This window comes from Acinetobacter sp. NBRC 100985, assembly GCF_000241225.1.
GTDB classification, from domain to species: domain Bacteria; phylum Pseudomonadota; class Gammaproteobacteria; order Pseudomonadales; family Moraxellaceae; genus Acinetobacter; species Acinetobacter venetianus.
The window spans coordinates 1-13,781 of record NZ_BAEB01000036.1 but is presented as its reverse complement, the minus strand read 5'-3'; the positions used below and the strand labels follow the sequence as shown (position 1 = coordinate 13,781).

Annotated in this window: 10 protein-coding genes; 4 read left to right on the top strand and 6 right to left on the bottom strand. The window is 38.7% G+C overall.

Annotated elements, in window-relative coordinates; genetic code table 11:
• Positions 1–40: 40 nt before the first annotated feature.
• Both hrpA and ACT4_RS12960 read left to right on the top strand, forming a co-directional pair.
• Complete coding sequence (hrpA, locus tag ACT4_RS12965) at positions 41–3,895, top strand: ATP-dependent RNA helicase HrpA (RefSeq protein WP_007482794.1); 3,855 nt, start codon at positions 41–43, stop codon at positions 3,893–3,895.
• A 46-nt stretch (positions 3,896–3,941) separates the two neighbouring features.
• A complete protein-coding gene (locus ACT4_RS12960) occupies positions 3,942–5,048 on the top strand; it encodes a beta-ketoacyl-ACP synthase III (protein WP_007482793.1) in 1,107 nt (368 codons plus the stop codon).
• Positions 5,049–5,100: 52 nt separating this feature from the next.
• On the opposite strand, the gene ACT4_RS12955 is transcribed toward ACT4_RS12960, so the two are convergent.
• Positions 5,101–6,804, bottom strand: a complete 1,704-nt coding sequence (locus tag ACT4_RS12955) for a DUF4394 domain-containing protein (RefSeq protein WP_007482792.1) — start codon at positions 6,802–6,804, stop codon at positions 5,101–5,103.
• Positions 6,805–7,150: 346 nt separating this feature from the next.
• Positions 7,151–8,164, bottom strand: a complete 1,014-nt coding sequence (gene lipA, locus ACT4_RS12950) for a lipoyl synthase (RefSeq protein WP_007482791.1) — start codon at positions 8,162–8,164, stop codon at positions 7,151–7,153.
• A 191-nt stretch (positions 8,165–8,355) separates the two neighbouring features.
• Here lipA and sthA point away from each other — a divergent pair, with 191 nt between their 5' ends.
• The gene (sthA, locus tag ACT4_RS12945) at positions 8,356–9,771 is read left to right on the top strand and encodes a Si-specific NAD(P)(+) transhydrogenase (RefSeq protein ID WP_004880147.1); all 1,416 of its coding nucleotides are present in this window, start codon (positions 8,356–8,358) and stop codon (positions 9,769–9,771) included.
• Between the two features lie 80 nt (positions 9,772–9,851).
• Positions 9,852–10,322 (top strand): DUF3465 domain-containing protein, encoded by a 471-nt coding sequence (locus tag ACT4_RS12940; RefSeq protein WP_004880146.1) that lies wholly within the window; start codon positions 9,852–9,854, stop codon positions 10,320–10,322.
• A 39-nt stretch (positions 10,323–10,361) separates the two neighbouring features.
• Here ACT4_RS12940 and ACT4_RS12935 read toward each other — a convergent pair whose 3' ends face one another.
• From ACT4_RS12935 to rodA, 4 genes are all read right to left on the bottom strand, one after another.
• The gene (locus ACT4_RS12935; protein ID WP_004880144.1) at positions 10,362–10,814 is read right to left on the bottom strand and encodes a DUF962 domain-containing protein; all 453 of its coding nucleotides are present in this window, start codon (positions 10,812–10,814) and stop codon (positions 10,362–10,364) included.
• Positions 10,815–10,961: 147 nt separating this feature from the next.
• Positions 10,962–11,573 (bottom strand): septal ring lytic transglycosylase RlpA family protein, encoded by a 612-nt coding sequence (locus ACT4_RS12930; protein ID WP_004880143.1) that lies wholly within the window; start codon positions 11,571–11,573, stop codon positions 10,962–10,964.
• A gap of 289 nt (positions 11,574–11,862) precedes the next feature.
• Entirely contained in the window at positions 11,863–12,864 is a 1,002-nt protein-coding gene (gene mltB / locus ACT4_RS12925; RefSeq protein ID WP_007482789.1) for a lytic murein transglycosylase B, read from the bottom strand.
• A 19-nt stretch (positions 12,865–12,883) separates the two neighbouring features.
• Positions 12,884–13,781 (bottom strand): rod shape-determining protein RodA (rodA, locus tag ACT4_RS12920; protein WP_007482788.1); only part of this gene is annotated, 898 nt, incomplete at its 5' end.

Genomic DNA, 13,781 nt, shown 5'->3' with positions numbered 1-13,781 from the left:
TAAAATAGCCGATTATTTTATTTTTCAGGAAAGCTGTTCAGTGCAGAGTCATTTAAATGTAGATCAATTGGTTATGGCACGTGACCGTCACCGTTTAAATAGACTGCGTAAAGATAAGAAAACAGAAACAGCTGAAATCGAAAAATTCTTTGAAAAGTCGAACCATAAAGTTAAGCAGCGTTTAGCACGATTGCCTAAAATTAAACTGAATCAAGACTTACCTGTGACGCAATATGCAGATCGTTTAATTGAGGCGATTCAGCAGCATCAAGTCATTATTGTCGCGGGTGAAACGGGTTCGGGTAAAACCACACAGCTTCCGCAAATTGCCATGTTGGCTGGCCGTGGCTTAACTGGAATGATTGGGCATACTCAACCACGACGTTTAGCTGCACGCAGTGTTTCTCAACGTATTGCGGAAGAAGTTGGTGAAAAGCTAGGTGAGTCGATTGGTTTTAAGGTTCGTTTCAATGAACAAGGCTCACAAGATTCTATTGTCCGATTAATGACGGATGGTATCTTGTTAGCAGAGTTAACCAATGACCGTTTTCTGTCTAAATACGACACAATCATTATTGATGAGGCACACGAACGCTCACTCAATATTGACTTTATCATGGGTTATCTCAAACAGCTTTTACCTAAGCGCCCAGATTTAAAAGTGATTGTGACTTCGGCGACTTTAGATGTTAATCGCTTTAGTCAGTATTTTAATGACGCGCCTATTTTTGAAGTTGAAGGGCGTAGTTTTCCTGTAGAAGTACGTTATCGTCCGATTTCAGAACTCAGCATCGTGGGTAGTGATGATGATGAGTTCGATGATTTTGAAGAAAACCTACCCCGAGCAGTGGTTCAAGCAGTAGAAGAATGTTTTGCTGACGCAGAAGGAAAAGGTCATCCTGAGCATGCTGATATCTTGATTTTTGCCAGTACGGAACAAGAGATCAGAGAGCTACAAGAAACCTTGCAAAAGTATGGGCCAAGACATACCGAAGTACTACCTTTGTATGCTCGTCTCGCACTTGCTGAACAACAAAAGATTTTCAATCCAGGTGGTAAAGGTCGACGTATCATCATTGCGACTAACGTAGCAGAGACCGCTTTAACTGTACCGAATATTCGTTATGTGATTGATAGCGGTTTTGCCCGTATTTCTCGCTATAACTATCGTTCGCGTGTGCAGCGTTTACCTATTGAAGCTATTTCGCAAGCAGCAGCAAATCAACGAAAAGGTCGTTGTGGTCGTATTGCAGCAGGTGTGTGTATTCGCTTGTACAGCGAAGAAGACTTTATGAGTCGACCAGAGTTTACTGAACCTGAAATTAAGCGAACAAATTTAGCATCAGTGATTTTGCAGATGCAAAGTTTAGGCTTAGGTAGCTTAGAAGACTTTGATTTTATTGAACCACCAGATTTTCGCTTAGTCAATGATGGTCGTAAATTACTGATCGAGTTATGTGCACTGAATGATCGTAAAAACGAGCTAACAAAAGTCGGACAAATGATGGCACGCATGCCAATTGATCCTCGTTTAGCACGGATGATTATTGGTGGTGCACACTTTGGTGTACTCAAAGAAGCTTTGATTATTGTGAGTGCTTTGGCGATTCAAGATCCGCGGGAGCGCCCAGCTGATAAGCAAATGCAAGCAGATCAAAAGCATGCACTATTTAAAGAAGCTGATTCAGACTTTTTATTCTATTTAAAACTTTGGAATACGTTGCAAACTAGCCCAGATACGCAATCTGAGAATAAGCGTCGTCAGTTTGCACGTCAGCACTTTTTGAGCTGGTTACGTTTGCGAGAGTGGAAACAAACACATCAACAACTCGTTGAGCTCGCTGAAAGTTTGAAGTTGAGTTTTAATGAAAAAGGTGCAAATTATGAAAATCTGCATCGTGCATTATTAACAGGTTTGCTTTCATTCATCGCTAATAAAACCGATGAACGTAATACCTTTATGGCAGTACGCCAGCAAAAAGCTAAAGTCTTTCCAGCCAGTACCTTACATAAAACCAATACCTCTTGGATCATGGCATTTGAGATGGTGGAAACTTCGCAAGTTTATCTGCGAACCTTGGCAAAAATTGATCCTGAATGGATTTTATTAGCTGCGCGAGATTTGTTGAAGTATCATTATTTTGAACCACATTGGTCTAAAAAAACAGGTGTGGTTAATGCCTATGCACAGATTTCATTATTTGGTCTGATTATTGAGCCAAAGCGTTTAATTAATTTTGAAAAAGTAGATCAACCAGCAGCGCACGAAATCTTTTTGCGCGATGCACTCACGACTGGGAATCTAGGAATAACGCCGCCGTTTTTAAAACATAACTTGCTCAAACTAGAAGAAGTTGAGCGAGTTGAAGATAAATTACGTCGCCGTGATCTGGTCGTTGATGAAGAAACCATTTACCAATTTTATGCCGCAAAAGTGCCCACCGATGTTGCGAGTCGTCATAGCTTTGAAGATTGGCGTGCTACAGTTGAATCTAAAGAGCCACGTTATCTTTTCGTTGAAGATGATGCGCTGTGGCTCAATGATCGACCAACAACACAACAATTTCCTGATTATCTACATAATGGTCAGCTGCGTTTGGCTGCAAGCTATCGCTTCGATCCAAGCCATGATGAAGATGGAGCAACGGTTAAGATTCCAGTGCAAGCACTACCACAAGTTGATGAGAAACAGTGGTCGTGGGGCATACCCGGCTGGAGACAAGATTTAATCGAAGCATTGCTCAAAGCATTACCAAAAGATAAGCGTCGCAATCTCGTGCCTATTCCAGACACAGCTAGAAAATTAATCAAAGGTATAGATGCAACGCATTTACGTGAGCATTTATTCACTTATCTAGCTTTTGCTTTACGTGGTGAGCAGATTACGGAAAAAGATTTTTCATTTGAGCGTATTGATCAATATCTTGTGCCTTTTATTAAGGTGGTTGATGAAAAAGGCAAGCTGATTGCACAAGGTCGTGATTTAGATGAATTAAAAGCACGTTGTCGAGTTGAAACACATCGACCTGTCAAGCAGCAACAAGGTGAGTTTCAAACATTCCCTGAAAGTTTTATTTTTGAGGCGTCACAAAAGGTCACAGGGGTTGTTGTTAAGCAGTATCAAGCTTTAGTTCCAACTAAATCATTTGCTGAACTTGAGAGCAAAGATGAATCTGGCGTGGTGGTTCAAACATTCAATGATCAAGAAGAAGCGATTAAACAACATCGAGAGGGGATTATTCGCCTAATTCATATGCAATTGGGAGATCTGATCCGTCAGTTGAAAAAGCAAATTTCTAAACCATTGGCACTCGCATACTCACCATTAGGTGAACGCGCAAAGCTCGAACAAATGTTGGTTTATGCAACTTTACAGCTGTCGATTACTGTGCTTCCTAAAAATGCAGATGAGTTTGAAAAACTGTTGCAAGATACTAAAAAGCAATTTTTAGCCAATGGACAGCAAGCATTAAGTGATCTCACTGAGATATTTACACAGTGGCAGCAAATTCGTCGAGAGTTACTTGTGCTAGATCAAACTATCTTTGGTCGGAGTATGGATGACATTGAGGACCAACTTGATTTAATGTCTTTAGCTAACTTTGTTTATACGCGACCTACTGAAATTTGGCAGGAATACCCGCGTTATTTGAAAGCACTGCTATTGCGTTTAGATCGTTTGCCAAATAATCTACAACGTGACCTTGCTGCAATTGATGATGTCGATCCTTGGATGGACAAAGTGTTTAAATTTAAAAATGATCCTAAAATCAAAGAATTGTATTTGATGTTGGAAGAGCTTCGTATTTCTTTATTTTCTCAACCGATGAAAACAAAGATGCCAATTTCGCCAAATAGATTACAAAAACTATGGGATCGTTTAGCAATCGGTTAAACTGAGCAATGATGAAAGCTAGAACCATTCTTTACAGGAGTTTTACATGGGCATCCGTATAACAGGTACAGGTCTATTTCACCCGACCGAATCTATTTCCAATGAAGAATTGGTAGAAAGTTTAAATGCTTATGTAGAACAATATAATCAAGAAAATGCAGATAAAATTGAAGCAGGCGAGCTAGAAGCTCTACGTGGTTCAAGCCCTGAATTTATTGAAAAAGCATCAGGTATCAAAAGCCGTTATGTCGTAGAAAAAACAGGTATTCTGGATCCAAAGCGTTTGCGTCCACATTTACAAGAACGTAGCAATGAAGAACTTTCCCTGCAAGCAGAGTGGGGTGTTATCGCCGCGAAACAAGCAATGGAAAATGCAGGCGTAACAGCGGAAGATATTGATGTAGTTATTTTGGCTTGTTCAAATATGCAACGTGCCTATCCAGCTGTTGCGATTGAAATTCAGTCTGCACTTGGTATTCAGGGTTATGCTTACGATATGAATGTAGCATGTTCTGCTGCAACATTTGGTTTAAAGCAAGCTTATGATGCTGTGAAATGTGGTGCTCGCCGTGTTTTATTACTAAATGTCGAAATTACATCAGGTCACTTAGATTATCGTACTCGTGATGCTCACTTTATTTTTGGTGATGTTGCGACAGCTTCGATTATTGAAGAAACTGAAACAAAATCAGGTTATGAAATCTTAGATATTCATTTATTTACCCAATTCTCAAATAACATTCGCAATAACTTTGGTTTCTTAAACCGTAGTGAAGATGCAGTGGTTGACGATAAATTGTTCCGTCAAGATGGACGTAAGGTATTTAAAGAAGTTTGTCCGCTAGTTGCAAAAATTATTACTGCGCAATTAGAGAAATTGGAATTAACACCTGAACAAGTGAAACGTTTCTGGTTGCATCAAGCCAATGCCAATATGAATGAACTGATTTTAAAATTGGTGGTTGGTAAAGATGCTGATTTAGATCGTGCACCAATTATTTTAGATGAATTTGCTAATACTTCTTCTGCTGGTGTAATCATTGCAATGCATCGTACAGGTGAGCAAGTCAACAATGGTGAATATGCAGTGATTTCATCATTTGGTGCGGGTTATTCGGTTGGTTCAATCGTAGTACAAAAGCATATTGCTTAAGCATTTATAAATAAAAAACACCACATGTAATCATGTGGTGTTTTTTTATGTCTTATTTTAAAAGAATCGCTAAATCAATGAGTGGAGGAGTTGTGCTATTACCGATTGTAGAGGCTGCTGAGCTTGGCATACCATCGGCACTCAATGCAAATCTTGCTCGTGGAGTGGTAATAGTGGTGTCGCTATTCAAATCAATTCGATAGAGAATAGATGGACCTGTACTACCTGAAACCGTTGCAAGAGCATAACCATTGTCACCGCCTGCTATATCAAAACCATTATCAGTTCCGAGGTTAATACCAAGATTACCAATACTATTTAGTGTACCGTCGTTTGGTGGGCTTTGTTTAAGAAGCATTTGACTCATCTGATCTAAATCAAACAATTCTGTACCCAAACCTGTCACTGAAGTCTTAAAGCTATTGGTATAAGCCGCCGCTGTAACTTTGGCGTTCATTATGCCATTCAAATCACCGTCTTTAATGGTGTCTCCAGTATCGACATTGATTCTTAAATTCTGCCCAGTATTGCTTATCACACGTAAACGATCAGCCGCTGGATTAAAGTCTACAGCGAAGCTTGTACCATCTAAAGTTGTATAGCTACTTCCCATTGCTGCTTTTAGAGAAGAAACCAAGGTGCTAACACCTGAATCTGTATTAATTGTATAAATATTGGCTTTATTGGTCAGACCATACAATTTTCCTGAATGATCTGTCATCATTCTAAGGCGATAATCAATCCCGATAAATTTCTCATCAACTAACAGACCTGTAATATTTTTTTCTGTCACCATATTTGGGTTATTTAAAGCAAAACTTACTAATTTATTATTTTGAGTAAGACCAAACCCTTGTGCCATTGCATCGTTGGCCCGTTTTAGTGCAATACCTCGAACACCCATTGAGTTAAAGCTTGTTGCTAAATCACCCATTGCAAAAATAGCAGCATTGCTTGTTCCGACATTGGCAAGATTAAGTTGATAAAATTTATAATTCCCAGTGTTGAGTTTTAATGCTGCAAATCCAACATTATTGACGGGATCAATGTCGAAGCCACCGCCACCATTTGTATTTACATCGTCACCCAGCATGGTAGATATACCAAGTGTGCCTGCATTGGCATTTTGTAGATAAATTCGATCAGAATTTTGGTCGATACTATAGAGCTTAGTTGAGCCAGTACCGTCAAATGCATTGGTGTATGCTCCTGCAATGACTGCTGGGCTACTACCCGTTAAACTAAGAGTACCATCTGTAATTGTGGCACCAGTATCAACATTTATTCGTAAGTTTTGTCCTGTGTTGGTCATGACCCGTAGTCGATCCGCGACTGGGTTGAAGTTCACTGTAATTAAATTGGCATCACCCATAATTTTACTAAAAGGCGCATTTCCGTCAGTCGTATCATTTGGATCAGCAACTAGTTTTTTTACAAAAGTAGCAACACCCGTTGATGGGTTAAGGGTATAGATATTTCCTAATAATCCTACTGCATAGAGCATACTATTTTTAGGTCTGTAATCTATACCTACAAGTTCATCTCCTGATTGAAGACCTTTAACTTTCATGTTGGATACGATTTTATTTGGCATCATACGGTCAACTGAACTAATCATACCGTTGCTGGTGAGAATTAAGGTATCACCGGTATTGGAGCTTGATGATTCAGTATCATTGTTTGAATCACTGTTACAGCCGAATAGTGCCAGACTCGTCAGCGCAGTTACGGTCAGTGTAGCAAGTTGTTTATTCATTATTTTCATCCTGATATTGTTTGCTAAGAAAGCGTTAACTGATCCAATAACGCAATTAAAGTTTTCGCTTCTTGTGTTGTTTTATGCTCAGTAAAAAGTTTTGAATAAAAAAACTGAAAATTTTCTAGCTTTTTATTTTCAATGATCTTTTTTCTTGTAAATAGGTTATTCGTGGGGGAGCAATAAGTAAAACAATGTTTTTATGTGATTTTTCTGTATTTGAGTTCTATGTTGTAATTATTCACGCCGAATTCACGGGTGCTAAGAACCATTGGATTTATAATCAATGTAAATTTTTGGAAATAAAAAGAGAACACTTGTGTTCTCTTTTTATTAGGATCAAAGCTTAGGCTTCTACAGTTTGAACTGCGATCTTTTTAGCTGGGTCAACTTTACGACGTACTGCTGGAACTGGTTCGCCGTGATATTGACGATCAGCAAAGTAACTTGAGCGAACCATTGGCGCAGACCAAATGTTACGGAAACCGAGTTTACGACCATGTTCAGCATAGCGCTCAAACTCTTCTGGTGTCACAAAACGGTCAATTGGAGCATGTTGCTTCGATGGTTGTAGATATTGACCAATGGTCACGTAATCTACATCGTGCGCACGAAGATCATCGAGTAATGCAATAACTTCTTCTTCAGTTTCACCAATGCCGACCATCAAACCACATTTAGTTGGGACATCAGGGCAGTATTCTTTAAACATTTTTAATAGATTTAAAGAGTGCTGATAGTCTGAACCTGGACGCATTGCCTTATACAGACGAGGAACAGTTTCAATATTATGATTGAAAACGTCTGGTGGGCATTCAGTCATGATACGTAAGGCAATATCCATACGACCACGGAAATCAGGAACCAAAATTTCTAATAATGTTTTTGGGCTTAACTCACGAGCTTCTTTAATACAGTCAACAAAATGTTGAGCACCACCATCTAGCAAATCATCACGGTCTACAGAGGTAATCACTGCGTATTTAAGACCTAGATTAGAAATGGTTTCTGCCATGTGACGTGGCTCATCAGGATCGAGAGCATTTGGTCGACCATGTGCAACATCACAGAACGGACAACGGCGAGTACAAATATCGCCCATAATCATAAAAGTCGCAGTACCACCACCAAAACACTCAGGTAGGTTAGGGCAGGCAGCTTCTTCACAAACAGTATGGAGTTTTTGCGAACGTAGAGTTGTTTTTATACGCTGAACCTCTTCAGGTGCAGTCATTTTGACGCGAATCCAGTCTGGTTTACGAGGTACTTCAACCGTAGGAATAACTTTAACAGGAATTCTTGCGACTTTTTCTGCGCCACGAAGTTTTATACCCTGTTCAGGTTTACGGTGTTCAGACATATATTTTCCACAACCTTTGACTTGAAATACTGGAATATTATAGTCAAATTTATAGGTTTTTAGGTTGAAAACAGGTATTCATTTTGAAAATGTGAATATATAAAAATATATGGTTGAGAAATACATCAACCCGCTGCATATTAGTTATCATATATTAAGCAATAAACGGTTAGAAATTAAAGGAGCTTTGAATGCCACGTAAGAAAGAGGTCGTTGGTGGGAACATTGTTAAATTTGATGCAGTAGTTCTCGGTTCTGGCCCAGCTGGTGAAGGCGCGGCAATGAAGCTAGCTAAAGCAGGTAGACGTGTTGCAATTGTTGATGTTCGTGATCAACTCGGTGGTAACTGTGCACACGTAGGTACAATCCCAAGTAAGGCATTGCGTCAAACAGTATCAAGTATTATCCGTTATCAACGTGATCCAATGTTTCAAAAAGTAGGTGAATGGAAACAATTCACTATGAAACAAGTATTACGTAATGCTCATAAAGTGATTCAACAACAAGTAGATACGCATACTCGTTTCTATGATCGCAACAAAATTGATGTATTTCACGGTCGTGCATACATCCAAGATAAAAATACTGTTTTGATCTTTGGACCAGATGGAATCAAAGACACGATCATCTGCAAGCAAATTGTGATTGCAACAGGTAGTCGCCCTTATCAACCGCAAGGTTTAGATTTTACTCATCCACGTGTTTTTGATTCGGACAAGATCCTTGATTTGGATTTCGCAATTCAAAAAATCATCATTTATGGTGCAGGCGTTATTGGTTGTGAATACGCGTCAATTTTTATCGGTTTAGATCATAAAGTTGATTTGATCAATACTCAGCAAAAATTATTAAGTTATTTAGATGATGAAATCGCAGATGCGCTTTCTTATCACTTACGTGAACAAGGTGTATTGATTCGCCATAATGAGCAAATTGATCGACTTGAAACTTTTGATGATCATGTCGTTCTGCATTTATTAAGTGGTAAGAAAATCAAAGCGGATGCGATCCTATGGTGTAATGGTCGTTCAGGAAATACCGATGGTCTAGGTTTGGAAAATGTTGGTTTAGTGCCGAACAGCCGTGGTCAATTAACGGTAAATGATCAATATCAAACTGAAGCAGAAAATATTTTTGCTGCAGGTGATGTAATCGGTTGGCCATCACTTGCTTCAGCAGCATATGACCAAGGGCGCTGTGCTGGTGCTAACATGGTTGGCGAAAAGAATGTTAAACCAATCAAAGATGTGCCGACTGGAATTTATACCATTCCAGAAATTTCTTCGATCGGTAAAACTGAACAAGAGCTAACTGAAGAAAAAGTACCATATGAAGTAGGTCAGGCATCTTTCCGTCATTTAGCGCGTGCGCAAATTACGGGGGATACTGTTGGTGAATTAAAAATCTTATTCCACCGCGATACATTAGAGGTGTTAGGTATTCACTGCTTTGGTAACAATGCGGCTGAGATTATTCACATTGGTCAGGTCGTTATGCATAGCCCAAACAATACCTTAAAATATTTTGTAGAAACCACATTTAACTACCCAACCATGGCTGAGGCATATCGTGTGGCTGCTTTGAATGGTATGAATCGACTATTCTAAGCGATACAGACATTGTAAGATTAAAATGCCAATCTATATGATTGGCATTTTGCTATTTGTTTTGGATAAAAAAGGTTGATATGAAAACTCAAAAAAATAATTTAGTAATCGTTGCAATTATAGTTCTACTTATTGCCACATATTTCGGTATAGATTTAAAACAAAACGCATTAAATAATTCTGATCTTCAGGATTCTGCGCAACAACTTAGCATAGATGATCAGCAAAAGATCATGCAAGCTTATCAGCAGCAACGCAGCAATATTCAAGCTCAATCCAGAGGTGAAGTAAAAGCAATCTTGGCTGATGATAATGAAGGTTCAAGACATCAAAAAATGATTCTTAAGCTAGAGAATGGTTTAACCGTTCTGATTGCGCACAATATTGATTTAGCGCCAAGAATAGAGGGGCTTAAAAAAGGAGATATCGTTGAGTTCTACGGTGAATATGAATATAGCGAAAAAGGTGGTGTTATTCATTGGACTCATCATGATCCACGCGGAAAACATATTGATGGGTGGTTGAAATATAAAGGAAAGGTATATCAATAATACCTTCCCTAAATTTTAATTTTTTAAATATGCACTAGATTAGCTTGTAAGCGCCAATTTTTGACGAGATTTCCATTTAGGTAGGATTTTAGCTAAATAAGCATCCATACACCATACGGGGCCGATCAGGAGGAACTGGAGGTCTTTAAAGAATGAAGGTTTCTTGCCTTCAACTTTGTGACCATAAAATTGTCCAATCCAAGCAATCACAAAAACGCCGATATAAAATCCAACGCCTACAGGTAAAATCACAATCAACCAAGCCATTACAGCAAGTAAAGCTGCCATAGCAACAGCTAAAACGATATCTAAACGAGCATAGAATACTAAAGTAAGTACAAGCAATAATGCGGTAAGTAGCATACTAAAATGGGAAAGAATGCCAATTATTGAAAATAGAATAGCAGGGACGCACACCCAGTGAATTTTCTTATTGGTTTGATTTTGGTGGCTATCGCTATACTCATCAAACCATTCATCGATTGATTTCACAGTACGCACTCCTTGCAATAATGACAATGTGTTATGTCATCAATATACCGAAGAATTTAATAGCGGTCAAAAATAAAACAAGACGCTGAAAACATAAAAGCCACTTTTATAAGTGGCTTTTATTGGTTGAGTATCTAAACTTAAAAATTAAGAGTTTGGACCATCAACACGTTCAATACTTACATTGCCTGTACCTGCACTAGACATACCTAGTTGCTTCGCAGCAGCATAAGATAAATCTAACACACGATTACCATGGAATGGGCCGCGATCATTTACTTTCACAACTACGCTTTTACCATTGTCTTTATTTGTTACGCGGATGTAACAGTTTAAAGGAAGGCTACGGTGTGCAGCAGTCATTGCATTCATATCGAATGTTTCACCACTTGCAGTTTTACGACCATGGAATTGACGACCATACCAAGATGCAACGCCATTTTGGGTAAATTTACGAACGGTGTTTGAAGCAACAGTATTCAGTTTTTCAATCACTGAAGGCTCTTCTTCAGGGATATCGATCTTTGCAGCAATCGTCTGGCGACGGACTTTGTCACCTGAACTCTCAGTGATTGAAAGACTATTAACGTTAGAGAAACGAGAATTAAAATTTTGAGAATCTTTGCTTAGAACGCGTGCAGCTAGGTTGGAACCTTCCACATCATTAGTTAATGATGAAGATTGTACCATTTCTGCATGTAACGGGCTTAAACTTAAGCCTGCCGTCAGCGCTAGAATATATTTTAGCGAAAACTGCATTGTATAAACTCCTAGAGATCATGCTTTTCTATTTCAATAAAACCACCTTGAAATATAGTGCACATGTCTAATTATTCACTTTTGCAATTACTTTAACTTGTGGCGATAATATTCAGCGCTTACGAAGTGTGTCTAGTCTTTAACGATAAATAGTTACAAAAAGGGCAAAAACTTACAGTTTCTGGTTAAAAAACAACCAATATTGTAACAAAATATGAATTTTGCTGATTGTTTAAACTTTTTTAATTAAAAATTTATTGACTTTTCAGAATGTTGTAAAAAAGCTAGTCTATCGACTAGCTACTTCTGTGCCTAATAACCATACTGCAGTTGCATACATACGGCTTTTGTTGTAGGTCGTTATCACTTGGAAATTAGGATAAGTAATATAGTAAATTGGACCAAATTGATCTTGCAGTTGGATGACATTTACCAAATCTAAATCATCAATTTTTACAAGTGGATCAATAGGCGCAATACCTAATCTTTTCAACTCTCCGTAAGGAGTTGGTTGAGTTAAATCCTTTGCAATTATACTATCTGGGTTATTGCCTAAGTAGCGTGCTTGAAAGCCAATTGGTCGATCACGTTGCCAACCATGTTGAGCTAAATAGTTTGCAATAGAACCAATTGCATCAACAGCAGAGTTTCTTAGATCAATATGACCATTTCCATCATAGTCGACACCAAGCTTCTGAATATTACTAGGCATAAACTGTGGATAGCCAATCGCACCAGCGTATGAACCTACAATACTATTTGTTGGATAGCCTTCTTTATAAGTCCAAGAGATAAGCGCAGCTAATTCATCACCAAAATACTCAGCACGGCGTGGGTAGCCAAAAGCAAGTGTCGCAAGTGCATCTCGAGTAATGAAAGAGCCTTTATTTGCACCGTATCCAGTTTCTACCCCTAAAATACCCAATATGACTGCTTTAGGGACACCAAATTGCTGTTCTGCGCGATTGAGCGCATCTTCATACTGACCTTTAAAGCGAGCACCACGTTGAATTGTACCTTCAACTAAAAACATAGAGCGATATTCATACCAAGGTTTACTTTCACCTGGGCGAGTCATGATATTTAAAATATTAGGTAAGTTGCGAGCACCACTCATTGCTGCATCAACTTGCTCACTACTCAAGCCATATGTTGTCATCGCTTTTTGTTTAAAAGCTGGATAATTCGGATTAGTATAAAACTCGTTTGCTTGTGCCCAATTACTGCTCAAAAATAAGCTGGCACCTAAAGTCAAAAATTTAAAAGTTTTATTTAAAGTTTGATGAAACATATGTTTTTTAAGTTCCTCATTATCGGTGTGTATGAATAGACATAACCAGTCCAAAAGTAGACATCAGTGTGATGATTGCAGTACCGCCATAGCTCATAAAGGGTAAAGGCACACCTACAACAGGTAAAATACCACTGACCATACCTGCATTTACAAATACATAAACAAAAAACGACAAACCAAATGCACCCGCAACTAAGCGACCATAGTTATGGAAGCTTTGTAAACCGATTTGGAAAGTTCTAATAATAATTGCACAATAAAGCAGAATAAGTAGGGTAACACCAATCAAGCCAAACTCTTCAGAATAAGCTGCAATAATAAAGTCGGTATGTCCTTCTGGTAAGAAGTGAAGATGTGATTGCGTACCTTCTAAGAAACCTTTGCCTGAAAAACCACCTGAACCAATAGCGGTTTTCGATTGGATAATATTCCAACCTGTACCTAGTGCATCCGCCTCAGGGTTAAAAAGTGTTAAAACACGTTGACGTTGATAATCATGTAGTAAAAATTCCCAAGCGATCGGAATAATTATGCCTGCAGCGCCCGCGGCAGCAGCGATCAATTTCCATGAAAGTCCACTTAAAAACAGGACAAAGATTCCACTTGCAAGTACAAGTAATGAAGTTCCTAAGTCAGGTTGTTCAGCGATTAATAAAAACGGAACAACAATCAGCATTAAAGAAAGGATGACCTGAGAAAAGCTCGGTGGTAATGCTTTACGTGAAAGAAACCATGCAATCATCATTGGCATGCCGATTTTCATGAATTCACTGGGTTGTACACTACCAAAACCAGGAATATCAATCCAACGTTGAGCGCCCATGCGGACTTCACCAAATATCATCACAGCCAATAATGATAAAACCCCAAAGATATAAAAGTAGGGGGAAAATGCCTGATAAACTTTTGGGGGG